22 protein-coding genes and 3 tRNA genes are annotated in these 20,297 nt (G+C 53.7%); 6 read left to right on the plus strand and 19 right to left on the minus strand.

The genetic code is table 11. The features are described from left to right. Window positions 1–639 precede the first annotated feature (639 nt). The 6 genes from U869_RS0124520 to uvrY form a co-directional block, all read right to left on the minus strand. Window positions 640–725 (minus strand) — tRNA-Leu (locus U869_RS0124520). Between the two features lie 10 nt (window positions 726–735). Beyond that, window positions 736–809 (minus strand) — tRNA-Cys (locus U869_RS0124525). Window positions 810–864: 55 nt separating this feature from the next. Then, window positions 865–940 (minus strand) — tRNA-Gly (locus U869_RS0124530). A gap of 144 nt (window positions 941–1,084) precedes the next feature. Next, a complete protein-coding gene (gene pgsA / locus U869_RS0124535) occupies window positions 1,085–1,633 on the minus strand; it encodes a CDP-diacylglycerol--glycerol-3-phosphate 3-phosphatidyltransferase (protein WP_024528495.1) in 549 nt (182 codons plus the stop codon). 56 nt (window positions 1,634–1,689) lie between these two features. After that, window positions 1,690–3,522: an excinuclease ABC subunit UvrC gene (gene uvrC, locus U869_RS0124540; RefSeq protein WP_025121411.1), complete on the minus strand. Its 1,833-nt coding sequence runs from the start codon at window positions 3,520–3,522 to the stop codon at window positions 1,690–1,692. Then, on the minus strand, window positions 3,515–4,171 hold the full coding sequence (gene uvrY / locus U869_RS0124545) for a UvrY/SirA/GacA family response regulator transcription factor (protein ID WP_025121412.1): 657 nt from the start codon (window positions 4,169–4,171) through the stop codon (window positions 3,515–3,517). The genes uvrC and uvrY overlap by 8 nt, the downstream gene beginning before the upstream one ends. Window positions 4,172–4,958: 787 nt before the next feature. Here uvrY and U869_RS0124550 point away from each other — a divergent pair. Further along, window positions 4,959–5,183, plus strand: coding sequence for a DUF2594 family protein (locus U869_RS0124550; RefSeq protein WP_025121413.1), 225 nt, complete (start codon window positions 4,959–4,961; stop codon window positions 5,181–5,183). Window positions 5,184–5,553: 370 nt separating this feature from the next. Here the strand turns inward: U869_RS0124550 and U869_RS0124555 are convergent, their stop codons facing one another. Continuing rightward, complete coding sequence (locus U869_RS0124555) at window positions 5,554–5,982, minus strand: universal stress protein (RefSeq protein ID WP_025121414.1); 429 nt, start codon at window positions 5,980–5,982, stop codon at window positions 5,554–5,556. A 618-nt stretch (window positions 5,983–6,600) separates the two neighbouring features. Between U869_RS0124555 and cycA the strand changes: the two genes are divergently transcribed. After that, window positions 6,601–8,001, plus strand: coding sequence for a D-serine/D-alanine/glycine transporter (gene cycA / locus U869_RS0124560; RefSeq protein ID WP_025121415.1), 1,401 nt, complete (start codon window positions 6,601–6,603; stop codon window positions 7,999–8,001). Window positions 8,002–8,042: 41 nt separating this feature from the next. Here the strand turns inward: cycA and U869_RS0124565 are convergent, their stop codons facing one another. Continuing rightward, on the minus strand, window positions 8,043–8,957 hold the full coding sequence (locus tag U869_RS0124565; RefSeq protein ID WP_025121416.1) for a DMT family transporter: 915 nt from the start codon (window positions 8,955–8,957) through the stop codon (window positions 8,043–8,045). A gap of 146 nt (window positions 8,958–9,103) precedes the next feature. Further along, window positions 9,104–9,277: a hypothetical protein gene (locus tag U869_RS32440; protein ID WP_198530689.1), complete on the minus strand. Its 174-nt coding sequence runs from the start codon at window positions 9,275–9,277 to the stop codon at window positions 9,104–9,106. A gap of 377 nt (window positions 9,278–9,654) precedes the next feature. Here U869_RS32440 and U869_RS0124575 point away from each other — a divergent pair, with 377 nt between their 5' ends. Then, complete coding sequence (locus tag U869_RS0124575) at window positions 9,655–9,969, plus strand: hypothetical protein (RefSeq protein ID WP_025121417.1); 315 nt, start codon at window positions 9,655–9,657, stop codon at window positions 9,967–9,969. Between the two features lie 101 nt (window positions 9,970–10,070). On the opposite strand, the gene U869_RS0124580 is transcribed toward U869_RS0124575, so the two are convergent. Next, entirely contained in the window at window positions 10,071–10,304 is a 234-nt protein-coding gene (locus tag U869_RS0124580; RefSeq protein ID WP_025121418.1) for a hypothetical protein, read from the minus strand. A 499-nt stretch (window positions 10,305–10,803) separates the two neighbouring features. Between U869_RS0124580 and U869_RS0124585 the strand changes: the two genes are divergently transcribed. The 3 genes from U869_RS0124585 to U869_RS0124595 are packed head-to-tail and all read left to right on the plus strand — an operon-like array spanning window position 10,804 to window position 13,237. Further along, complete coding sequence (locus U869_RS0124585; protein ID WP_025121419.1) at window positions 10,804–11,214, plus strand: GNAT family N-acetyltransferase; 411 nt, start codon at window positions 10,804–10,806, stop codon at window positions 11,212–11,214. Between the two features lie 24 nt (window positions 11,215–11,238). Next, window positions 11,239–11,928: a PAS and helix-turn-helix domain-containing protein gene (locus tag U869_RS0124590; RefSeq protein ID WP_025121420.1), complete on the plus strand. Its 690-nt coding sequence runs from the start codon at window positions 11,239–11,241 to the stop codon at window positions 11,926–11,928. Between the two features lie 19 nt (window positions 11,929–11,947). Beyond that, complete coding sequence (locus tag U869_RS0124595) at window positions 11,948–13,237, plus strand: cytosine permease (RefSeq protein ID WP_025121421.1); 1,290 nt, start codon at window positions 11,948–11,950, stop codon at window positions 13,235–13,237. A gap of 54 nt (window positions 13,238–13,291) precedes the next feature. Here the strand turns inward: U869_RS0124595 and cobT are convergent, their stop codons facing one another. The 9 genes from cobT to cbiM are packed head-to-tail and all read right to left on the minus strand — an operon-like array spanning window position 13,292 to window position 20,295. Continuing rightward, a complete protein-coding gene (gene cobT, locus U869_RS0124600; RefSeq protein ID WP_025121422.1) occupies window positions 13,292–14,350 on the minus strand; it encodes a nicotinate-nucleotide--dimethylbenzimidazole phosphoribosyltransferase in 1,059 nt (352 codons plus the stop codon). Between the two features lie 4 nt (window positions 14,351–14,354). Continuing rightward, window positions 14,355–14,972 carry an adenosylcobalamin/alpha-ribazole phosphatase gene (locus U869_RS0124605; RefSeq protein WP_025121423.1) on the minus strand — a complete coding sequence of 206 codons (618 nt, stop codon included), beginning with the start codon at window positions 14,970–14,972 and terminating at the stop codon, window positions 14,355–14,357. A 9-nt stretch (window positions 14,973–14,981) separates the two neighbouring features. Next, a complete protein-coding gene (cobS, locus tag U869_RS0124610; RefSeq protein WP_025121424.1) occupies window positions 14,982–15,728 on the minus strand; it encodes an adenosylcobinamide-GDP ribazoletransferase in 747 nt (248 codons plus the stop codon). Beyond that, a complete protein-coding gene (gene cobU, locus U869_RS0124615; protein ID WP_025121425.1) occupies window positions 15,725–16,270 on the minus strand; it encodes a bifunctional adenosylcobinamide kinase/adenosylcobinamide-phosphate guanylyltransferase in 546 nt (181 codons plus the stop codon). Before cobU ends, cobS begins: the two co-directional genes overlap by 4 nt. Then, the gene (locus U869_RS0124620; protein WP_025121426.1) at window positions 16,267–17,808 is read right to left on the minus strand and encodes a cobyric acid synthase; all 1,542 of its coding nucleotides are present in this window, start codon (window positions 17,806–17,808) and stop codon (window positions 16,267–16,269) included. Before U869_RS0124620 ends, cobU begins: the two co-directional genes overlap by 4 nt. After that, entirely contained in the window at window positions 17,808–18,617 is an 810-nt protein-coding gene (locus U869_RS0124625) for an ATP-binding cassette domain-containing protein (RefSeq protein ID WP_025121427.1), read from the minus strand. The genes U869_RS0124620 and U869_RS0124625 overlap by 1 nt, the downstream gene beginning before the upstream one ends. Beyond that, on the minus strand, window positions 18,617–19,294 hold the full coding sequence (locus U869_RS0124630; protein WP_025121428.1) for an energy-coupling factor ABC transporter transmembrane protein: 678 nt from the start codon (window positions 19,292–19,294) through the stop codon (window positions 18,617–18,619). The genes U869_RS0124625 and U869_RS0124630 overlap by 1 nt, the downstream gene beginning before the upstream one ends. Next, window positions 19,281–19,562, minus strand: a complete 282-nt coding sequence (locus U869_RS0124635; RefSeq protein WP_025121429.1) for an energy-coupling factor ABC transporter substrate-binding protein — start codon at window positions 19,560–19,562, stop codon at window positions 19,281–19,283. Before U869_RS0124635 ends, U869_RS0124630 begins: the two co-directional genes overlap by 14 nt. Window position 19,563: 1 nt before the next feature. Beyond that, the gene (gene cbiM / locus U869_RS0124640; RefSeq protein WP_025121430.1) at window positions 19,564–20,295 is read right to left on the minus strand and encodes a cobalt ECF transporter S component CbiM; all 732 of its coding nucleotides are present in this window, start codon (window positions 20,293–20,295) and stop codon (window positions 19,564–19,566) included. Between the last annotated feature and the right edge of the window lie 2 nt (window positions 20,296–20,297).

The raw sequence follows: 20,297 nt of genomic DNA on the forward strand, positions 1-20,297 counted from the left end.
TTGAGGTTTATTGGGTATATAACAATTAAAATTATTAATTTCACATTAAATCATAGTGTTACATTTTCACTCCATAACCAGGCTGGTTTTTCCCCACTTCTTTTTGTGTAAGTGAAAATGACTGCTTAATTCTTTATTCTGTGATCGGACAGGAGATATCATAGAACTTTTTGATTTTGGTCAGACCAAAACCATATAAAGGAGAGAGGATATTATTCACAACACCAAGGCCGAAAATGCCAAAGCCGGTTTTGGAGCCACAGACACCAGTGGCAGCCCATATGCCGGTCGATGGGCTGTCCCCCCTCCCACAGACGGATACAACGCTAGCTACAATCAGTATTGATAATAAGGGCCGTGTATAGCTCAACGATAAGCAGGTCAACGCAAAAAACCGATGGTGTACTGCTGGTATTCAGCAATTACCCTGTCATTTATACCATTGAAGGAGCCCGTATCCTCAGAGGGGAAGATGTGTGGACGAATAATGAAGCAGGCGCCAAAGGAGTGACTAACGTCAAATAAAGGGGAATGGCCGAACTATTTTCAGCCGACAAGCGGATTTCAGGCACAAAAAAACCGCCTCTCGGCGGTACGACATTACTACATATTGCTTTGATTATTCTTAGTTTATTTTCCTGGTACCCGGGGCGGGACTTGAACCCGCACAGCCATAAGCCGAGGGATTTTAAATCCCTTGTGTCTACCGATTTCACCACCCGGGCTCGGGAAAATTGGAGGCGCGTTCCGGAGTCGAACCGGACTAGACGGATTTGCAATCCGCTACATAACCGCTTTGTTAACGCGCCTTAATTTTGTTTGCCTTTGCAGGCTAAAGCTCGCAATCACCAGCTTTACTAAATTTGGAGCGGGAAACGAGACTCGAACTCGCGACCCCGACCTTGGCAAGGTCGTGCTCTACCAACTGAGCTATTCCCGCAGTAATCAGAACTTGCTGATTTTTTTCAATCTTTTTGCAACTCATCGCTGCCGTCCGATGCGATGCATTCTACTTATCTGGCGTGATGAGTCAATAAAATTGTTGTCTCATCGGGTTCGTTTGACGATTTTTACATCGCTTCGATCAAGGTTCCAGCAAATCGCGGCGTGCAGCGTTCAAATATTGGAACATTGACCAGAAAGTCAGCACGGCAGCGATGTACAGCAGACCGAACGACAGATACTCCACCGTACGCTCTGGACGCCACAGCAAGCCAACCAATGACATCATCTGTGCCATGGTTTTCACTTTACCAATCCATGATACGGCCACGCTGCTGCGCTTGCCGATTTCCGCCATCCATTCGCGCAGCGACGAGATGATGATCTCGCGAGCGATCATGGTGGCAGCAGGCAGAGTGATCCACCAGGTGTGATAATGCTCTGCCACCAGCACCAGGGCCACCGCCACCATCACCTTATCGGCAACCGGGTCGAGGAACGCACCAAAGCGGGTAGTCTGCTTCCAACGGCGGGCCAAAAAGCCGTCAAACCAATCGGTTACAGCAGCAAATACAAAAATGACCGCACAGAGCATCGGTGCCCAGACGAACGGCAGATAAAATGCCAGAACGAAGAATGGGATCAGAACTACGCGGAACAGGGTAAGCCAAGTCGGTATATTCAATTGCATAATGCTGGTAACTATCTGGCTGGAGTGGAAATTAAGAGTATGTTGCTACATTGCCCTCAGTGTTTCAATGCATTGTAGATCTTTTCTGCCAATGCTTGTGAAATACCCGGCACTTTTGCAATTTCCTCAACGCTGGCGTTCAATAATGGTTGAAGTCCACCCATATACTTCAACAGCACCTGACGCCGTTTTGGCCCAACGCCGTCGATCAGTTCCAAGGCGCTGGTGTTTTTGACTTTCGCCCGTTTCTGACGATGGCCGGTGATCGCATGGTTGTGGGAGTCATCACGAATATGCTGGATCACGTGTAATGCCGGTGAGTCCGAAGGCAGTGAAATCCCCTCCCCCTCTGGCACGAAGAACAGCGTCTCCAGGCCGGCTTTGCGATCGGTTCCTTTCGCGATGCCAATCAGCAACGGTTTATGCTTGTCCCAGGTGACGTTCAACGCATTGAACACGTCGATCGCCATACCCAGTTGCCCCTTTCCCCCATCAATAAAGATGACGTCCGGGATTTTGCTCTCTTCCAATGCTTTACCATAGCGCCGTTTCAGCACTTGCGCCATGGCGGCGTAGTCATCGCCCGGCGTGATACCGGTAATGTTGTAGCGCCGATACTCCGAACGCAACGGGCCGTTGCTGTCGAATACCACGCAGGAGGCGACGGTCTGCTCCCCCATCGTATGGCTGATATCGAAACACTCCATCCGGTTAATTTCGGTCAGATTCAGCGTTTTGGCCAGTTCTGCCAGCCGCTGATGGATGGTCGATTGCTGAGAAAGCTTAGTGACCAGCGCCGTAGAGGCATTGGTACGCGCCAGTTTTAAATAGCGGGCACGATCGCCACGCGGCTTGCTCTGGATTTGGATCTTGCGGCCAGCCAATTCGCTGAGCGAGCTAGCCAGCAGATCTTTTTCCGGTAGCGTAAAGTCCAGCAAGATCTCAGACGGCAAGGTGCGAGCCTGGCTACCTTGCAAGTAGAACTGACCCACGAAGGTTTGCACCACTTCACTCAGCTCGGTACCGCCCGGCACTTTCGGGAAGTAGCTGCGACTGCCCAATACCTTGCCCTGACGAATAAAGAGCACGTGTACGCAAGCCATGCCAGCATCGAAGGCTACGCCGATCACGTCGAGATCGTCGCTGTCTCCTGAGACAAACTGCTTCTCCGTTACCCGCCGTACCGCCTGGATCTGATCGCGGATACGCGCCGCCTCTTCAAAATTAAGCAGCTTGCTGGCGTTTTCCATCCGCGCAATCAACTGGTGCAGCACCTGCTGATCCTTACCGGATAAAAACAGACGTACATAATCCACTTGCTGGCGGTAATCTTCCTCACTCACCAAACCGGCAACGCATGGCCCCAGACAGCGGCCAATCTGATATTGCAGGCAAGGACGGGAGCGATTGCGGTAAACGCTGTTATCGCACTGACGCACGGGGAACAGCTTTTGCAACAGCGCTAGCGTTTCACGTACGGCGTAAGAATTGGGAAATGGGCCAAAGTATTCACCTTTGGCATGCTTGGCACCACGGTGCACCGTCAGCCGTGGATGGCTATCGGCACTTAAAAATATCAGCGGATAGGATTTATCATCGCGCAGCAGAACATTATATCGCGGCTGATACAGCTTGATATAATTATGCTCCAGTAATAACGCCTCAGTTTCCGTATGTGTAACGGTAACGTCAATTTGTGCAATATTTTTGACTAGCGTTTCCGTCTTGCTGCTACTGACCTGTGTGCGAAAATAGCTCGCGAGACGTTTTTTCAGATCCTTGGCTTTACCGACATAGATCACCGTTCCCGTCAGATCATACATACGGTAAACGCCAGGCTGGCTGGTTACGGTTTTAAGAAATGCTTGAGCATCAAAACGATCATTCACTGCTTAACAATGTCTCCGTGCTGAACAACCCATGTCTGATCGCCAAGTGGGTCAATTCAACATCCCCGCTAATATTCAGCTTGCTGAACATACGATAACGATAACTATTCACCGTTTTAGGGCTGAGATTCAGTTGCTCCGAGATCTCATTCACTTTCTTCCCTTTAGTGATCATCAACATAATTTGTAGCTCGCGCTCAGACAAGGTGCTGAACGGGTTTTCCGCCTGCGGTTCCAACTGGCTTAACGCCATTTGCTGCGCGATGTCCGAAGCGATGTAACGCTGGCCCGCATGCACCGAACGAATAGCGTTAATCACTTCTTGCGGTGCGGCGCCTTTGCTCAGATAGCCAGCCGCACCCGCCTGCATCACCTTGGCAGGCAACGGATTCTCAGTATGAATGGTCAACATGATGACCTTGATGTCGGGCGTATAACGGACAATCTTACGGGTGGCTTCCAGTCCACCGATACCCGGCATATTCATATCCATCAAAACGATATCGGCAGAGTTGCCGCGGCACCATTTGACGGCATCTTCGCCGCATTGTGCTTCGCCAACAACTTTAATGCCTTTGATGTCTTCCAGAATGCGTCGTATCCCTGCGCGCACCAGTTCGTGGTCATCAACAAGAAGAACGCTAATCAAGGAAAATTCTCCAAAATAGGGGAGTAACGCAATCAATCAGCCTCTGTCATCGAAACAGATATTACTTGGTTTTCAGCAAAGAATGAATACAGATTAATACTTACTCTCGGTTAACTCTGGCCAGCTTTGCAGAACCCTGCTCCACCCTGGTTACGATTAATCCACTGGTTGGCGGATAAAAAACCATCAAAACTATTAGACTCAATACAATAACACTATGATACGCCATTTTACGCCATCTGGCGGGAAAATTAATCGCTGTTTTCTCTAAGCCAGATAATAACCGCGCGACCAAATATCACTCGTAACCATATGAATTACAAAAAAATAACAAACTTACGTCATTTTTAATCACGTACAAACCGCTGTAGGGAAACCCATATTCAGAATACATAACCGGTGTTTGCACTGAAAAGGGTGCCATTTCCAACGAAAATAACCGACTTAAATGTCAATAGCTTGCAGATAAAATAGTTATTCATCGCGTCGAATAAAACCAGTAATAGTTTATAAAAGTCGTCATGCCCTGGAGCACATATCTCACCGCTAACTATAAATGAGTATACAAAGGAATTACACCTCTAGTCGCAAAAAATGCCTTCTCTTCCCCTTCTGACAGGCTTAACCCCTCTGCCACGGGGCCTCACGCGATACGAACCGCCAATGCTATGCTATACTCCGCGCCCTAAATGAGGCTCGGGAGTTGGTCTGGATAGGTCGGCAACCGCTAGTTGAGCATCAAACCACATTTCATTTCAGGCTTACGCCTTAAAAATCAGGAGATAAAATGAGCAACGTTGACTTCACTACGTCTGCAAACCCGGAAGCGCTGGCCACCGAAGTTGCCTGCCTTAAAGCAACTTTAACGCTGATCTTAAAGGCAATTGGCCAGGCCGATGCCGGTAAAGTGATCATTAATCTGGAGCGCTTTGCCGCGCAGGTGGATGACCCGGATCAGGCTGAAATTTTCAAAAACAGCATTCAGCAGATCAAACACGCCTACCGCCAATAGTCCGTGTGCTATTAGGCCGCCAGTCTGGGGCCTGATAGCAATTTGGCCGTCCCCCCTAACGGCTAAATGATAAGTTTTGTAAAAGAATATTCCAGTTATTGCCTAAATCAACATTCCTTCTGACTTGCCAAGCCACCAATAAATAAGCAGCAATAGGATTTGTCCCAATTTAACATTAAAAATATTGTGGGATTTTTATTACCCAATATTGTTCGCGTCGCGAATAAATAGCCCAGCAGACTAGGAGTTATCTGGCAAACGGCAGCTAATCGGCCGAGTATCGACGCCAGCATAAGCCACGCAGTGATTTTATTTGGGGTAATCGGCCCGCAGGACGCAGGCCGGGTTTGATGAAAACGCTAGCGAGCCATTATCTGACAACCATCACCGAGATTTTGGCGTGACGGACAATGGCGGCCGCATTCGAGCCAAGCAGGTAGGTTTTGACGCTAGGGCGGCGGGAACCAATCACGATCAGGTCGGCTTCGATTTCCTCGGCAAGTTGCAGCACCTCGTCACGTGGCGAACCGAAGCTGATGGTATAAGAAAGACGCTCCAACGGCAGGTCGATCTCCGCCATGATCTTCTTCAGCCCCTCGATGGCTTTCACTTCCGCCTGATTTTCAAACTCTTTGATGCCAAACGAATAGGCGGTCACAAACGCCGAAGCATCCGGCAGGGCATGGAAGAAATGCACCTTGGCCCCAGACATCTTGGCCAGATACACCACATGCTCGAGCGCATGTTCAGTCAATACGTCTTCGGCGATATCTACCGGTACTAAAATGGTCTTGTACATATTCCATCCCTTCTCTGGTTACCGTGATAAGCATAGCTTACCGCTTGCCACCGGGTGCGAGTACCAGTTTATGGTGCTTTTGTGATCGGCAGATGTTCCCGGCGGTTAACTCGCCATTTGCTCAACCAATGATTTTTACTTTTGTGATTTGAACCGCAAAACTAGCGAAATGTGCGCGACGCCCCCGGTGATCCACCGCCAAGCCACGCCAGCCGCTGCCATAAACTGATTAGAACTCAACTGCTCCACGCGCCCACGCCGATTATCTCTCCCTGACTCCCGTCTTACCGTCAGGATTAGTTAAATCGCCTTTTAGCATTAGTTTTTCTCATGCGAGTTTTATAACGCCCTGTTTAATCAATAAGATAACGACTGGCGGCACTGTTCATTTGCCCCGGTAAAGAGTAATCTTCCGCCCCCTGAACGTCCGATTTGCCTCCCCTGAGTAAAGAATAATCGGCTTTAATCCCACCGAATTATGTTGTAAATATGTTGCACAAAGGTGGTGATATTGAGTTACCTTAACTTTTGTCGGAAAAACCGGCCCATACAGATAAAACAGAGCCACATCAGAGCTCGCCATTCCACTCATGACAGGTAAAAACAGGACAGCATACGATGGTAGATCATTCTAAAATAGCAGTGGACGCCACGCCCGGATCAGAAGATCACCTAAGGCGAAACCTCTCAAACCGACATATCCAACTGATCGCTATCGGCGGTGCCATTGGTACAGGTTTGTTTATGGGTTCCGGTAAGACCATCAGCCTGGCCGGGCCTTCCATCATCTTCGTGTACATGATCATCGGATTTATGCTGTTCTTCGTGATGCGCGCGATGGGCGAGTTGTTGCTCTCAAATTTGCAGTACAAATCTTTCAGCGACTTTGCCGCCGATCTGCTCGGCCCCTGGGCAGGGTTCTTCACCGGTTGGACTTACTGGTTCTGTTGGGTGGTCACCGGCATTGCCGACGTGGTGGCCATTACCGCCTATGCGCAGTTCTGGTTCCCCGATCTGTCCCAATGGATTGCTTCACTGCTGTGCGTGCTGTTGTTACTCAGCCTGAACCTGGCAACGGTGAAAATGTTCGGTGAGATGGAGTTCTGGTTTGCGATGATCAAAATCGTCGCGATTGTCGGCCTGATCATCGCCGGTCTGGTGATGGTGGCGATGCACTTCGAATCCCCAACCGGCAGCGTAGCCTCCTTCTCCCATTTATGGAATGACGGCGGCATGTTCCCGAAAGGCATCAGCGGCTTCTTCGCTGGTTTCCAGATTGCGGTGTTCGCCTTTGTCGGCATCGAGCTGGTGGGAACCACCGCCGCCGAAACCAAAGATCCGGAAAAAGTGCTGCCGCGCGCGATCAACTCCATCCCAATCCGCATCATCATGTTCTATGTGTTTGCGCTGATCGTGATCATGTCGGTAACGCCGTGGAGTTCAGTGGTAGCCGATAAGAGCCCGTTCGTAGAACTGTTCGTGCTGATCGGTCTGCCAGCCGCAGCCAGCGTGATCAACTTCGTGGTACTGACCTCTGCCGCTTCTTCTGCCAACAGCGGCGTGTTCTCCACCAGCCGTATGCTGTTCGGGCTGGCGCAGGAAGGCGATGCGCCTAAATCCTTTGCCAACCTGTCCAAGCGCGCGGTACCGGCGAACGGCCTGACCTTCTCCTGCATCTGCCTGCTGGGCGGCGTGGTGCTGATCTACCTGATCCCGAACGTCATGACGGTATTCACGCTGGTAACCACCGTGTCGGCCATTCTGTTCATGTTCGTCTGGACCATCATTCTGTGCTCGTATCTGGTCTACCGTAAGCAACGCCCGGCGCTGCACCAGAAATCGATCTACAAGATGCCTGCCGGTAAGTTGATGTGCTGGGTATGTATGGCATTCTTCGCGTTCGTGCTGGTGTTATTGACGCTGCGCGAAGATACACGGCAGGCGCTGATCGTCACGCCACTGTGGTTTGTCATTCTGGGGATCGGTTATCAGTTTGTCCGCCGTAAAAAGGCAGCCTAACCAGATTATTGCAACGCCGCGTTTCTACGCGGCGTTTTTTTTCACGTCAATTCTGCTGGCTTTGGTTTACGCCGGATACGTATCTCACTGACAATCACCCCCAGCACAATCAATCCCGCACCAATCAGGGCCAACCCCGGCAGGCGCTCACCGGCAATACGGCCGACAATCCCGGCCCAGACCGGTTCACCGGCATAAATGACCGTTGCACGTGTCGGCGAAACGCTGCGCTGCGCCCAGTTCATCGTCAGTTGGATCACCGCACTGGCTATCCCCAACCCTATCGCGCTGTACAGCAGATAGCTGGAAAATGCCGGCACCGACTCCCCGGTGGGGACCATCATCACAAACGATAACAACGACGCCGTCGCCAGCTGTACGATGGTCACCCGCCGCACGTTGACCTTGCCCGCAAAAGCGCCGATCAAAATCACCTCGATGGCGATCGCCAACGCACTGATCAGGGTCAGGAACTCCCCGCCGCTGAATGCCAGGCTGGAACTGCTCGGCCCGCTCAACAGCATCAGCCCGATAAAGGCCAGCAAAATGCCAATCCAGGACATAATCCCCGGCATACGGCCCAGCACCAGCCACTGCAATAGCGGCACAATCGGCACGTACATGGCGGTAATAAACGCCGACTGGCTGCTGGTGATGGTTTGCAGCCCCATGGTTTGCAGGCCGTAGCCGACCATGATTGAGGTGCCGATAAACACCCCGGCCTTGATTTCGTACCAGGTCATCCCGCGTAGTGAACGCAGGGAAAACAGCACCAGCGCCAACGTTGCGGTACCAAAACGCAGCCCGACAAAAAAGAATGGCCCGCTGACCAGCATCGCCTGATGTACGGCCAGAAAGGTGCCGCCCCAGATCATGGTGATCAGGACCAGCACGGCTTCCTGGGGTTTGATTTTCAAAAACAGCGTGGGAATAGAGTTTTTCTTGACCGTTGACACTGACTTGCCCTTCCTGCTGGGTACAATAAAATGCACAATTTCTACCAGTATGGGGGAAAAGGTCAGCAGTCGGCAACAGTATGCCGAAGCGGCGGTAGGAAACGCCGCCCGATGCCAAGGGGGGCAGCCTACACCCCGGGGCCTTGCTAGTCTTCCTGCGCAGGCACTTCCGGCAGTTTTTCCAACGGTGGCTGGATCCCCTCAGAAATATAATCCCTGGCGGCCAGAGTTCGCTCGTTGCCCATAGCATCTTCCACCACCACATGTTTGATAGCGCCATCAGAAAGTATCACTCGCTTAATGCCACGTTCAGGTTCCATATCTCCTCCCTGTGTTGATATCTGCTCCTCAAGTTTAGCCTGTATGACGCCAGACAGGTTAAGGTCTGAGCGTTTATCTGGATGCCATTCGCATTATTTATCCCCTCCCCGGCCAGCAGAACTCCGTGCCCGTTTAGGTTCCTCACAACTCATCACAGCCAGTTATACATAGAAGCTAAATCATCCATCATCCCTATCTTGTTTGCGGCCCCCCGGCAGGGTTAAAATGCCGCTCAACCTACCGCACATCTGCTGAACGTCCGGTCGATTCATGCTGTGTCCGCCTGGCTGCCAACCAAAGCCAGGCGTTCTGTTTTTTGCGTATTGCAAAGGGAAATAAGTCAGTGTCTAAAGATTTTGATGAACTAATAAGAGACATGGATCTTATTATTGAAAATGTAGACAGTTTCAAGGCTATGGCCCCACGCATGCCGCCACCGGCGGTAGAAGCGGCGCCAGCAGCCCACTCCTACGATTCATTCTGCGAAAATATTGCGCTGAAAGTGGTGTTGAAGGTACTGCTGTCATCGGTAGACAAGATCGTCAAGGTGCAGATCGCAAATCGGGTTGAGCAAGAAATCGCTCAGATCGAGCAACAGGTGGTGTTAGCTGGCGGTGGTCCAGTGGCTCCCGAAGACTTGGCACAAATGACCCACTATGTACGCCGTACCGTTCACGACTTGCTCAACTGAGTGACTGTTCCGCAGCGGGTGCGGGTAGTTTGGCATCGAATGGGAAGGTTTGGTGGGGACGGCGCCAGGCACCGGATAATCAACGAGCAACTCTCCCCCTCTCAGGCGTACTCCAGGCGTTTCGGCAGCATACCCGGCGTTTGGAGTTTCGTCACCTTGACGGCTTTCGCCGGATCGCCCGCCACAAATTCCAGCGTGGGCGAGTAGTAAAAAGGCAACCACGCTTCGAAACTGTCTTCCCACTCCCATTTGACCGGGCAGGGCCACAGAATATCTTCGTGCAGAATGTAATAGATCCACCGTCCATGCGGGCGGCGCGGCTTAAGTGTTTTCATAATGCCATCAATACTTGCTCACCTGTTGCGAACTGGCCGCGAATTCGGTCGTTCAGCCATAATACCCCAGTGGAGCCACTTGAGGCGAGGAACAGCACCAAATGCGGTGATTAGCAGGTAATTATACAATATCGGCGCGGATTGTGCGGCAAAGCAGCGGAATTCAGTCCGCTACTTTGCGCAGGTGATAACTACGAGGTGATGATAAGACTTACTACATATTGATGAGGCATAATGCTGTTGGCAAGTTAGCTTGCTCTAGTCACTATCCTCTGCCCTAAAGGGCGTTCCCTGGTGAAGCACAATATTTTCTATTCGGTATACTGTTGAGAAAGGTCAATTATTCCCGTCTCTAGGCACAACATACCCATTTTTTGCCACCGGGGAAACAGGTGAGAAACACCCTTGTAATCATTATCAATAAATGTTAACTAAATCTAATCAATACCAACACCTTAATGACAGCTTGAATTATTAGCATGAAAAGGAACGATTAGCCATGAAGATTAACGTTACGGACACCCCTAATCCACAGGACGAAGAGTTCGTGATTGACAGCCTCTGGGCGCACAACCACCAGTATGATGCGGTCGATATTCATCCGCTATTTCTGACCGTCACCGATGATGACGGGCAGATTGTCGCCGGATTAGTCGCCAGAACCTGGTGGGGTGGATTAGAAGTGCAGTATCTCTGGGTGGGTGACGAATATCGCAAAAAAGGCTATGGTCGTGACCTGATGCTGCAAGCGGAACAGGAAGCCGTGAAGCGCGGCTGCCATATGGCCTATGTCGATACCTTCAGTTTCCAGGCACAGGCGTTTTACGAAAAACTGGGGTACCAACCCTACGGCAACTTGGCTGGCTATGCGCATCGTCATACCCGTATCTATTTAGCAAAAAACATCTGATAGCGCCGAGGCTAAGAGGTTCACATGGATTCATTTTGGCAGAGTAATGAATTATATTTAAAAGGTCTCATCACCATGATGGGGCATTTAAATGAGCCTTGGGGCATTAAAGATTTATCCTCGCGCCATATTTATATGAACAAGGCGGCCTACCTTTATACCAATACGCCTCTCAATTTCGATATTGCCGGCAAGCTGGATGCCGAGTTCCCCGCCGACTGGGCGGAGTTCTCTCCAGACTTCCAGGAGCACGATCGCAAAACCGAAGGGACGCGGGATCGCGTAGCGGTTATCGAAACCCATTTCTGGTATGGCAGCGACAGTCTGGTCCCTTATGTCAGCGAAAAACTGCCTATTTATAATGACAAGGAAGAACTGGTTGGCACCATGTGGAACGCCCGTCCGCTGGACAGTCTTTCACCGCTTAAATATATCAACCAGCAAAAACCCAGCGTCTTGACCACCGAAGTCAGCATCCAGACCTTTACCCAATCGGAGCTGGATATCATCTTTTTGATGTTGCAACGCTACACCAACAAAGAGATTGCCAGGTTATATAACGTCAGTAATAAAACCATAGAAAACCGCATCTACAACATCTACCAAAAAGCCGATGTGCATACGCTCCAACAGTTCGAAGAGTATTGCAAACTGGTGCATTTGGACAGCTACATTCCAGTACGCCTGATTGAAAAAGGCATCCAATTTATTTAAACGTCAACGAGAGATTATCGTGATTAAAATTGAAGACTACCCATTGAGCCGGGTACCACAGGATAAGCGGGTATCCTTTCTCAGCGTCGCCATTGTGCATATGGGTATGCTAACGGCCCTGGATCAGTTTATGTTGGGGGCCGTCCTGGGCAACTCAATGACCCTGACCGATGCCTTTATCGCCATCTTTATCGGCAGCCTGATCTTTGGGGTCGTCACCTTCGGGCTAGGCCTGGCGGGAATGAGAGAAGGGATTTCCGGCAGCCTGCTGGCTCGCTGGTGTGGTTTTGGCCGCATAGGTTCGGTGCTGATTGGCCTGGTGGTGGCCGTCAGCCTGTTGGGCTGGTTTGGCATTCAGAATGCCATCTTTGCCAAGTCGCTTAACTTTGCCCTCGGCGATCGCCTGGGCTTCCCATTGGCAGCGTCGCTGTCGGGCCTGTTTTTGACGGTGTTGGTCGCGTTCGGATTTAAAGCGCTGCGCATCACCGCACGTATCGCGGTGCCGCTGTTTATCCTGCTGGTGTTCTTTATCTCGTATAACGTTCTTTCCGGGCAGAAACTGCACGAAGCCATTCTGCTGGCCCCAATGGGCGATGCAATGACCATCAGCGCGGGTATTACTATCGTGGTCGGCGGTGCCATCGTTGCCAGCCTGATGACCCCAGACCTGACCCGCTATTCCAAAAACAAGCGTCACGTATTTGGCATTACGCTGCTGACCATCATTGCCGGTGAGTTCGTGGTTAACGGCCTGGCGATTTTTATCGCCAAAACGCTCGGCACCGCAGACGTGGTGACGATCATGGCCCAGAGCGCGGGCGGTATCGGTTTGCTGGTGGTGGTGTTCTCCACCCTGCGCGTTAACGACCTGAACCTCTATTCGTCGTCGTTGGGGGTGGTGAATGCGGTTGAAGGTATTACCGGCAAAAAACTGAAATATACCGCGACTACGGTGGTTATCGGTCTGTTGGGGACTCTGCTTTCGGTATTGGGGATTCTGGATCGGTTCGTGGATTTCCTGACCATTCTGGGTGTGGTCTTCCCGCCAATCCTCGGCGTGATGCTGGTGGATTATTTTGTGCTGCGCAGCCACCGGGATGCGCTGGATGCCAGCCGTCAGCTTGGGCAGCTACCGCAGCAGACGCCGCTGATCGGCTGGGCCGCGATTGTCGCCAGTATCGTCGGCAGCGTGATCGGTCTGGTGACCGAATGGGGCGTGCCGACCATTAACTCACTGCTGGCAGCCAGCGTGATTTACTGGCTGTTCAAACGCCTGTTCAACCGGGCAACCCGTTTGCAAACTGCGTAATTCATAACCTGAACGGGCGCTGCTAATCGGGCGCAGCATGCGGCGCCCGTTCGGTTAGTTCGCGCTGCCAGGAATAACGATATTACTGTCCGCCAACGATCCCATCTGGCTATACATCACGCAGGCCGCATCCACAATATGCATGGCGATGGCGGCACCGCTGCCCTCCCCCAGCCGCATATCCAAATGCAAATAAGGCGCTAATTGCAGATGCTCAAGTGCCGCCGCCGCGCCTTTCTCCGCAGAGAAATGAGATGGCAACAGATAGTCGCGAGCCAGCGGGGCAATGCCGCAGACCGCCAGCGCAGAGGCATAAGACAGGAAACCATCGAGGATCACCGGTAAACCGGCGGCCGCAGCCCCCAACATCACGCCAGCCATTCCCACCAGATCGTAGCCTCCGAGCTTAGCCAACACATCCAACGCATCTTCGGCATCCGGCTGGTTGACCTCAATGGCCCGGCGTACCACGTCCACCTTGTGGTGCAAACGATCGCTGGGGAAATTGGCACCGATGCCCACCACCTCTTGCGGGTCGCGGCCGGTAAACACGCTGACTAACGCTGCGGCCGGGGTGGTATTGGCCATTCCCAATTCCCCAACGCCAAACAGTTTCACCCCAAGCGCTGCCTGCTCCAGCGTCAGCTGAGCCGTGGCTACCAGCAATTCCTCCGCCTGCTGGCGTGTCATTGCCGCCCCGCGAGCAATGTTGCCGCTGCCGCGCGCGACTTTCATGTTGATCAGGCCCGGCAGTGGTTCGCTGTCGATCCCCACATCCACCAGCTTTACCTCGGCACCGGCATTGGCTGCCAATACGCAGACACCGGTATTGCCTTTCACCATATTCAGCGCCTGGATCACCGTCACTTCACGCGGTGACACAGCGACCCCTTCGTCATAAACACCGTGATCGGCCATCATGACGATAATCTGCTTGCGGCTGGCAGTCATGCCACTGAACCCGCGCATCCCGGCTAACTGCGTTGCCAACTGTTCCAGGCGGCCAAGGCTGCCCGGTGGCTTCAGCAAGCCATCGATCCTTGCCGCCGCCTGTTGCATGGCGGCCGCGTCCAACGGCTTGGTCAGGTCGATTAACGATGACAATGTTTGCATAACTTTATTCTCTGGTTGCAGGCTGCCAATGAGCCTGGCTGTTAAATACTTTTAGTGTGACAAAGCCCTGGTCGATATCCAGCACGCTGTAGGCCCCCTGAGTAAAAGGGAAGTGCCACATTCCGGCGGCGGGCAACTTTAGCAATCCGGCCAGCAGCAAGCTTAGGGAGCCTTGGTGCGCCACCAGCAGACGGTCGCCATCGCCCTGTTCACTCAACAGACGTTGGGCCTGTTGGCTAATTCGCTGTGAAAACAGCGGAAAAGACTCGCCCGCTGGCGGACAGGCCTGTTGCCAATCTGCCACCCAGTCTGCCCAGGCTGCCGTATCCTGCTGTTGCAAATCCTGATGATGGCGCATTTCCCAGTCGCCAAAATTCATTTCGTTAAAGCCGCCATCGGGCTGGATCGCCAGTTCCCGCTGCCCAAGCACCAACTCGGCGGTATGCCGGGCGCGCAGTAACTCACTGCTAATCGCCTGGGTAAAAGGCACCTCGGCCAACCAAAGTGCCACCTGCCGTGCCTGCTGCTCACCTTGTTCAGTCAACGGTAAGTCGGTCATGCCGCAAAATACGCCCTGCCGATTCGCCACCGTTTGCCCGTGTCTTACCAAAAATAGCCGCATCACGCTCACTCACAGCAGTGCCAATAAGAAGACCAGTTCAGCAATTTCTATCGCCGCCCCCAGAGTGTCACCGGTTTGCCCACCCAGGCGGCGGCGCAGATAGGTGCGCAGTATCAGTATGGCGATCAGCGCACAGCCAAGCGCAAACAGCCCCTGGCCATGCCCCAACAGGACGACCAACGCCGCCCCCAGCGCCAGGGTGAACAGCGTTTGCCCACCGCTAATTTTGCCGATATACAGATTGCCCAGCCCATTACCTTCACGGGCATAGGGCTGGCGGTACATCATGATAGCCACCAGGCTCCGGCATGCCACGCCAGCTGCCGCCAGCGTGGCCAACATCGGCACTCCGCGCAGCGCCAGTTCGCTGATCACCAACACCTTCGCCACCACGATAAAGATCAGCGCTAGCCCGCCATTGGTGCCAAGGCGGCTGTCGCGCATGATCTCCAGCATTTTTTCCCGGCTGCGGGCCGAGAATACGCCATCACAGGTATCGGCCAAGCCGTCCAGGTGAAAAGCTCCGGTCACCAGCGCCAACGCCAGCACATAACCCAACGCCGCTAGCGGCACCCCACACCAGGGAGCCAGCAGAGTAAACACCACGCCACCGATCGCACCGACAATCAGGCCAATCAAAGGAAAACCGACGATGCCGCGCTGGTAGTTATCCATCGCCAACCCCTGCGTCCAACTGGCGGGCAGCGGGATACGCGTCATCAATTGCAGGGTGGCCCAAAACAGTCGCAAACTCATTTAATCTTGACCTCAATACCCGAAACGACCAAAAACACCGACTCGGCGGCGGCGGCCAGACGCTGGTTGACTCGCCCGGCAATATCACGGAAGTGTCGTGCCAAGCGATTTTCCGGCACGATGCCCATTCCCAATTCGTTGGTGACCAGATAGATCGTTGCCGGGCTACGGGCGCAGGCGGCCAGCAGTTCATCGATTTGCCGTTGGATCGCCGTTTCTACCGTGGCGAAGTCGATGGTTTCCACCGGCGTTTCCCCGGTCAATGCAAACATCAGGTTGGCGATCAGCGTAGTGATACACTCCAGGATGACCGCCTCGCCCGCCACCGCCTGTTGGTCGATCACGCTAGCCAACTGCTGGCTTCCTTCCCAGGTACGCCAGTGCGCAGGCCGGGCCTGACGATGCAGCCTGACCCGCTCAGCCATTTCCTCATCGGTCACCTCCGAGGTGGCCATATACAACACCCGGTCGCTGACGCCAGACGCCAGCCTTTCGGCCAGCGAACTTTTGCCGCTGCGTGCCCCGCCGGTGATCAGGATCATGGGGCCACCGTCTGCTGGTGTTCGGTCATCAAGCGGTAAATTTTTTCCATATCAATATGTTCCCGCATTTTATCGGCCAGGATATCAAACTGTTGCTGCTTGTAATCGGCATAGTCGAAAGCCGGGCCGTCGTAAATCGGCAGCCCTTTACGCTGACGCAGTCCGTTCAGTAGCGCGCGGCAAAAGGGCGCACTATCGAATAAGCCATGAATATAGCTGCCCAGCACGTTACCGGCGGAGTTCACCGCCCCGTCAAAGGCGCTGTCCGGCTGGCCGTTGCGCAGGGAAAGACGGGCAAAAGGCGCGGCATCTGGGCCAAGCTGGGTGGTCCCCATATGGATTTCATAGCCAACCACGCCCTGCTCGCCACAACCAGACCACAGGCCGGGCAGCGTTGGCTGGCATTGCGCGGCCACCTGCGTAGTGACTTTTTGCGGCGCAAACCGGGTGGTGACATCCAGTAATCCCAGGCCCGCCATCTGATCCACGCCAGATTCCACACCATCAACAATGTGCTTGCCCAGCATCTGATAGCCACCGCAGATACCCACAATCGGCACCCCGGCCCGATGCTGATCCTGCAACGCCGCCGCCAGCCCGCTTTGTTGCAGCCATTGCAGATCGCTCAAGGTATTTTTGCTACCCGGCAGGATAATCAGATCGGCACCGGCCAGCGCCGCCGGATGCGTAACATAGCGCAGTCCTACGTCCGGTTGCGCGGCCAGAGCATTAAAATCGGTAAAGTTGGACATATAGGGCAGTTGCAACACCGCAATATCCAGCTCAAGGCGGGTACCTGCCGGGGCATATTTGCCATTTTGCAGCGCCACGCCGTCTTCATCTTCCAGATCGATATTCAGCCAGGGCATCACGCCCAGTATCGGTACGCCGGTCAGGGCTTCGATCTGCTCCAGCCCCGAATAGAGCAAGGCAATATCACCACGGAATTTGTTGATGATCACCCCTTTCACCCGCGCTTTCTCTTCAGGTTCTAACAGTGCCAGCGTGCCATAAATGGCGGCAAACACCCCGCCGCGATCGATATCGGCCACCAGCAATACCGGTGCATCGGCAATCGCTGCCATCCCCATATTGACGATGTCTCGATCGCGCAGGTTGATTTCCGCCGGGCTACCAGCCCCTTCCAGCACCATGATGTCGTAACCGCTAGCCAGGCTGTGGTACACCTCGCTGATCTGTTGCTGCAACTGCGGTTTGTACTCGTGATAGCTGACCGCGTCCATATTGCAGGCCACCTTACCCATCAATACCACCTGCGCCTTGCAGTCGCTGGTGGGTTTCAGCAGGATCGGATTCATCCGCACATCGGGGGCGATGCCTGCGGCCTCGGCCTGAAAAATCTGCGCCCGCCCCATCTCTTCACCACGGGCGGTGATGCCAGAGTTGAGCGCCATATTCTGCGACTTGAACGGCGCACAGCGATAACCATCCTGCATGAAGATCCGGCACAAACCGGCAACCAGCACGCTTTTACCAACATCGGATGCTGTTCCCTGCACCATGACACACCGTTTCATCACATCTTCTCCGCGTCGCGCTTGAGCCGCGCAAACAGCTGTTGTTCCGTCTTGCACAGCGGCAAACCGAGTTCGCCGTGTAATTTCACCAGCCAGGGTTGCACCAACCCGGCGGCCGCTATCTGTTCCTGTTGCATAAACACCTGAGCAGGCTCCCCTGAGCAGACCAGCCGCCCATGGGAAAGCACGTACAGGTGATCGCAGATCGAGTAAATCAAATCGATATCGTGGCTGGAGATAATCACCCGCTTCCCCTCGGCCACGATGCGCTCGATAATGGCGATCATCTGTTGCCTGCCAGACGGATCCAGCCCGGCGGTCGGTTCATCCAGCAGCAGATATTCCGCCTCCATCACCAGCGCACCGGCAATCGCCACCCGTTTTTTCTGGCCGTGGCTTAAATGCTGGATGGATTTATGCCGGAACCCCTGCGCATCCACCAGCGTTAATGCCCGATCGACCCGTTGAGCAATCAATTGCTTATCCAGGCCGAGATTATGCAGACTGAACGCGATATCGCTATCGATATCGGTATAAAATATTTGCTGCTCCGGATCCTGAAACACGGTGGCGACCCGCTGGCGCAGTGCCCGCAGGCTGCCTTTATCGTAGCGCAGCGGCTCCCCTTGCCATAATACCGCCCCCTGCTGCGGGCGCAGTATACCGGTCAGATTCATCAACAGCGTCGATTTACCGCAGCCGTTGGCCCCCAGCAGCCCGGTTACGGCATGCTGGCTAAAATCCAGGGTCAGATCCTGTAGCACCGCTTCATTCTGATAGCTGAAGCTCAATTGTCGGGTCGTCAGCATTACAGGTGGAATTCCCCTTGATAGAGTTTGCTGTCGAGCGCTATCACCATTTGCTGATAGCGGATCATCACGCGGGTAAACAGCATGCTCACCAGCAGCGCCGTAGAGCGGTAGCTGCTCGCCAGCGAAATATAGCCAAATCGCAGCGACTGGGCGCGATGGATCGCTGCCGCCTCTTCGGCAAAGATAAAAATAAACCGCCAGGTCAGCAGGATCTGTTCGGTCAACAGCCGTGGTACATGGCAGCGTTTCAGCAGTTGAATCAGCTGTGGGAACGGCGTGTTCATCATAAACCAGAAAGTGGCAGCCAAGGCGGCCAGGCTGCGCCACAGCGTCTGATTGGCGGTGTGCAGCCCAAGCCTGTCGATACCCAACCACCAGTTTCCCAACTGCACTCCCCACCACAGGCTATCCGGCTGACGGGAGAGCGAAACCATAATGGTCAGTATGCCAATCAGCAGAAACGACAGCGGGATCGCCAGCCAGCGCAGATAGCGCAGCGGGCCGATGCGCAGCAGGTAGCAGGTTGATGCCGCGATCAGTAGCAATAACAACGCCTGATAAAGCGGCGGCAACACCATGGCCAACAGTAACAACAGGCCGTAGAGCCGCAGTTTTACCATCGGATCGCGCTGCCGCCAGCGGCTTTGCTCGCTGAGCCGATCAATCCCCAGCAGGCTCACGGCGTTTGCCCCGGTAGTAACCCAAAATGTAGAAGATCACCGCCGTCCCCAACGAACCTTGCAGGGTGAACAACAGGCTTTCGATCTCACCGCTGGCCGGTTCATACAGCGGAGTAAACCACGGCGTATAGTCCGGGGCGGTTTGTTGGATCAGGGCTTCAGCCTCACCATCGGAGCCGCCATACTCACCACCGTGATTGATAAAGAACGGCAGAATAACCAGAGCGATCACCATCGCCAACAGGATCAGGGTCTTTTTCATCTTAATGCCCCTCAGCCGGAATGATCCGGCGTTTGGTTAACTGGTCATAGATCATGACCGTCAACAAGCCTTCCGCAATGGCGATCGGGATCTGCGTCAGGCAGAACACTCCCATAAATTTCACGCTGGAGCCGAAGACGCCAAACTGCGGGTCAGGGAAAGCCATCCCCAGTTGGATCGAGGTGACAAAGTAGGTCGCCAGATCGGCAACAGCCGCACACAGGAACACGGCCACGTCCCGCCGCACCCCGGATTTACACGCCAACTGCCAGACCAGATAGCCCACCACCGGCCCAATCACCGCCATCGACATGCCGTTAGCCCCCAGCGTGGTCAACCCACCATGGGCCAACAACAGCGCCTGAAACAGCAGCACAATCGCCCCCAGCACCGCCACCACGCCTGGACCGAACAGGATCACCGCCAGCCCGACGCCGGTTGGGTGTGAACAACTGCCGGTGACCGAGGGGATCTTTAGCGCCGAGAGCACAAAAATAAACGCCGCGCACAGCGCCAGTAGCACCTTCTGATTGCTATCGTCGCTGACGATCTGCTTGAGCCGCCGTATGCCGATATACAGGCAAGGCAAAAACAGCAGCCACCAGGCCATCGCCCAGAGCGGCGGTAAAAAACCTTCCATGATATGCATGGCAAACGCGTCTTGTGGCAACGCCATCATCAGCAGCGCACAGGCCAGGCCCAGCAGCGAAAGCTTCCCGGTTGGTGTTTCCATCA

It is taken from the genome of Serratia sp. H1w, from assembly GCF_000633355.1.
Taxonomy (GTDB): domain Bacteria; phylum Pseudomonadota; class Gammaproteobacteria; order Enterobacterales; family Enterobacteriaceae; genus Chania.

Coding starts and splice junctions, on each gene's coding strand:
- cycA (WP_025121415.1), top strand. CDS start 6,601: ATGGTAGATCATTCTAAAATAGCAGTGGACGCCACGCCCGGATCAGAA.
- cobU (WP_025121425.1), bottom strand. CDS start 16,270: ATGATCCTGATCACCGGCGGGGCACGCAGCGGCAAAAGTTCGCTGGCC.
- U869_RS0124635 (WP_025121429.1), bottom strand. CDS start 19,562: ATGAAAAAGACCCTGATCCTGTTGGCGATGGTGATCGCTCTGGTTATT.
- pgsA (WP_024528495.1), bottom strand. CDS start 1,633: ATGCAATTGAATATACCGACTTGGCTTACCCTGTTCCGCGTAGTTCTG.
- cobT (WP_025121422.1), bottom strand. CDS start 14,350: ATGCAAACATTGTCATCGTTAATCGACCTGACCAAGCCGTTGGACGCG.
- U869_RS0124590 (WP_025121420.1), top strand. CDS start 11,239: ATGGATTCATTTTGGCAGAGTAATGAATTATATTTAAAAGGTCTCATC.
- U869_RS0124605 (WP_025121423.1), bottom strand. CDS start 14,972: ATGCGGCTATTTTTGGTAAGACACGGGCAAACGGTGGCGAATCGGCAG.
- U869_RS0124585 (WP_025121419.1), top strand. CDS start 10,804: ATGAAGATTAACGTTACGGACACCCCTAATCCACAGGACGAAGAGTTC.
- cobS (WP_025121424.1), bottom strand. CDS start 15,728: ATGAGTTTGCGACTGTTTTGGGCCACCCTGCAATTGATGACGCGTATC.
- U869_RS0124620 (WP_025121426.1), bottom strand. CDS start 17,808: ATGAAACGGTGTGTCATGGTGCAGGGAACAGCATCCGATGTTGGTAAA.
- cbiM (WP_025121430.1), bottom strand. CDS start 20,295: ATGGAAACACCAACCGGGAAGCTTTCGCTGCTGGGCCTGGCCTGTGCG.
- U869_RS0124580 (WP_025121418.1), bottom strand. CDS start 10,304: ATGAAAACACTTAAGCCGCGCCGCCCGCATGGACGGTGGATCTATTAC.
- U869_RS0124625 (WP_025121427.1), bottom strand. CDS start 18,617: ATGCTGACGACCCGACAATTGAGCTTCAGCTATCAGAATGAAGCGGTG.
- U869_RS0124575 (WP_025121417.1), top strand. CDS start 9,655: ATGGATCTTATTATTGAAAATGTAGACAGTTTCAAGGCTATGGCCCCA.
- U869_RS0124555 (WP_025121414.1), bottom strand. CDS start 5,982: ATGTACAAGACCATTTTAGTACCGGTAGATATCGCCGAAGACGTATTG.
- U869_RS32440 (WP_198530689.1), bottom strand. CDS start 9,277: ATGGAACCTGAACGTGGCATTAAGCGAGTGATACTTTCTGATGGCGCT.
- U869_RS0124550 (WP_025121413.1), top strand. CDS start 4,959: ATGAGCAACGTTGACTTCACTACGTCTGCAAACCCGGAAGCGCTGGCC.